This window comes from Microcystis sp. CS-574 (genome assembly GCF_028329095.1).
In the GTDB taxonomy this organism is placed as follows: domain Bacteria; phylum Cyanobacteriota; class Cyanobacteriia; order Cyanobacteriales; family Microcystaceae; genus Microcystis; species Microcystis ichthyoblabe_A.
The window spans coordinates 1-2,500 of the sequence record NZ_JAQMSY010000018.1 but is presented as its reverse complement, the minus strand read 5'-3'; the positions used below and the strand labels follow the sequence as shown (position 1 = coordinate 2,500).

At 54.0% G+C, this 2,500-nt stretch carries 2 rRNA genes (1 of these 2 cut by a window edge); both read left to right on the top strand.

From position 1 onward, the window contains the following. A 23S ribosomal RNA gene (locus tag PN470_RS01205) occupies window positions 1-2,315 on the top strand; it begins 565 nt to the left of the window's first position. A gap of 55 nt (window positions 2,316-2,370) precedes the next feature. Continuing rightward, a 5S ribosomal RNA gene (gene rrf / locus PN470_RS01200) occupies window positions 2,371-2,488 on the top strand. The last annotated feature ends 12 nt before the right edge of the window (window positions 2,489-2,500 follow it).

Here is a 2,500-nt window from a genome sequence, read left to right as displayed (position 1 = left end):
TGAACGTCTGACCGTGTGCCTGTTGAAGAATGAGCCGGCGACTTACAGGTTATGGCAGGTGAAGGGGGAAGACCCCACAGCCCCAGCGAAAGCGAGTCTGAATAGGGCGAAGCGTCATAATTTGTAGACCCGAACCCGGGTGATCTAACCATGGCCAGGATGAAGCTTGGGTAAAACCAAGTGGAGGTCCGAACCGACTAATGTTGAAAAATTAGCGGATGAGCTGTGGTTAGGGGTGAAATGCCAATCGAACTCGGAGCTAGCTGGTTCTCCCCGAAATGTGTTGAGGCGCAGCGGTAGTGGAAGTTTAGTCGGGGTAAAGCACTGTTTCGCCGCGGGCTGGGAGACCGGTACCAAGGCGAGGCAAACTCTGAATACGGCTAAAAAAACTACCAGTGAGACGGTGGGGGATAAGCTTCATCGTCAAGAGGGAAACAGCCCAGACCACCAGCTAAGGTCCCCAAATGATAACTAAGTGAGAAAGGAGGTGGGAGTGCATTGACAACCAGGAGGTTTGCCTAGAAGCAGCAACCCTTAAAAGAGTGCGTAATAGCTCACTGGTCAAGCGCTCCTGCGCCGAAAATGAACGGGCCTAAGTTATCTACCGAAGCTGTGGACTACATTGTAGTGGTAGGGGAGCGTTCTATAGGGGGTGAAGCAGTAGCGGCAAGCAGCTGTGGACTCTATAGAAGTGAGAATGTCGGCTTAAGTAGCGAAAATGTGGGTGAGAATCCCACACCCCGAAACCCCAAGGTTTCCTCCGCAAGGCTCGTCCGCGGAGGGTCAGTCAGGACCTAAGGCGAGGCTGAAAAGCGTAGTCGATGGACAACGGGTTAACATTCCCGTACCGATTAATGATTGTGCCGGAGAACGGAGAAGGTCAACGTCAGCTGGATGTTGGTTACCAGTGCAAGCAGTCGAGGCGATGAGAGGTGGCGAAAACACCAGGAGCTAAGACGCGAGTCCCACCTCCCACGGGAGGGAAGTGGCGTTGATCAAGCTTCCTAGAAAAGCCCGAACCACGTTAATCATTAATTGCCTGTACCCGAAACCGACACAGGTGGGGAAGTAGAGAATACTAAGGGGCGCGAGATAACTCTCTCTAAGGAACTCGGCAAAATGACCCCGTAACTTCGGGAGAAGGGGTACCCTCGCAAGAGGGTCGCAGTGAATAGGCCCAGGCGACTGTTTACCAAAAACACAGGTCTCCGCCAAGTCGTAAGACGCAGTATGGAGGCTGACGCCTGCCCAGTGCCGGAAGGTTAAGGAAGTTGGTCAGGAGTAATCTGAAGCTGACGACCGAAGCCCCGGTGAACGGCGGCCGTAACTATAACGGTCCTAAGGTAGCGAAATTCCTTGTCGGGTAAGTTCCGACCCGCACGAAAGGCGTAACGATCTGGGCACTGTCTCGGAGAGAGACTCGGCGAAATAGGATTGTCTGTGAAGATACGGACTACCTGCACCTGGACAGAAAGACCCTATGAAGCTTTACTGTAGCCTGGAATTGGCTTCGGGCTTCGCTTGCGCAGGATAGGTGGGAAGCGTTGAAACTCTCCTCGTGGGGAGGGTGGAGCTAACGGTGAGATACCACTCTGGCGAGGCTAGAATTCTAACCCTGACCCCTAATCGGGGCGGGAGACAGTTTCAGGTGGGCAGTTTGACTGGGGCGGTCGCCTCCTAAAAGGTAACGGAGGCGCGCAAAGGTTCCCTCGGTCCCGTTGGAAATGGGACGATAGAGTGCAAAAGCAGAAGGGAGCTTGACTGTGAGACCCACAAGTCGAACAGGGACGAAAGTCGGCTTTAGTGATCCGACGGCACCGCGTGGAAGGGCCGTCGCTCAACGGATAAAAGTTACTCTAGGGATAACAGGCTGATCTCCCCCAAGAGTTCACATCGACGGGGAGGTTTGGCACCTCGATGTCGGCTCATCGCAACCTGGGGCTGAAGTCGGTCCCAAGGGTTGGGCTGTTCGCCCATTAAAGCGGTACGTGAGCTGGGTTCAGAACGTCGTGAGACAGTTCGGTCCATATCCGGTGTAGGCGTAAGAGCATTGCGAGGAGCCTTCCTTAGTACGAGAGGACCGGGAAGGACGCACCGCTGGTGTACCTGTTATCGTGCCAACGGTAAACGCAGGGTAGCCATGTGCGGAGCGGATAACCGCTGAAAGCATCTAAGTGGGAAGCCCACCTCCAGATGATTGCTCTCATGGCATTAAGCCAGTAAGGTCTCGGGTAGACTACCCGTTGATAGGCTCTAGATGGAAGCTCGGTAACGAGTGCAGTCGAGGAGTACTAACCGACCGAGGGCTTGACCTGATTCTTCTTTCACCACTTTTTTCCTAGCTTTTGCAGTCTTGAGGGTTCTACCCTTCCTGGTGTCTTTAACGTGATGGCACCACTCCGATTCCATCCCGAACTCGGTTGTGAAACTTCACCGTGGCCAAGATACTTGTCGGGTTGCCGACCGGGACAATAGCTCGATGCCAGGATTATTCTTTCCT